The 267-nt window shown below is 41.9% G+C and carries 1 protein-coding gene; it reads right to left on the bottom strand.

Features of this window, described 5'->3' with window-relative positions:
- Positions 1–267 (bottom strand): cation:dicarboxylate symporter family transporter (locus tag ACODJP_RS14115; RefSeq protein ID WP_422482580.1); only part of this gene is annotated, 267 nt, incomplete at both ends.

The following is a 267-nucleotide window of genomic DNA, read 5'->3' as shown; positions in this document are numbered from 1 at the left end:
CCAATACCGGCACTATTTTCGAGTTTATTAATCGCTGACAGAATTGAAATGAAAATCAGCGGAACCGCGACAAGTTTCAGCAAATTAACATAGCCGTTGCCGACGATACTGTACCAATCAATGACCGTTTTTCGCGGTTCGTTGGCAATGAAATGGAGTGATAATCCGAGAAGGGCGCCGAGAAAGATGGCGATAAAAACGCTTTTTGATAACGAGTGGCTTTTTTGCTCGAGTTTAAAAAGTCCCCATGATGCGATTAAAAATAAC

The sequence above is a fragment of the Pleomorphochaeta sp. DL1XJH-081 genome, from assembly GCF_049310885.1.
Classification (GTDB): domain Bacteria; phylum Spirochaetota; class Spirochaetia; order Sphaerochaetales; family Sphaerochaetaceae; genus CAYZJV01.
The sequence above is the reverse complement of the archived record's forward strand: the minus strand, read 5'-3'. Positions and strand labels throughout refer to the sequence as shown.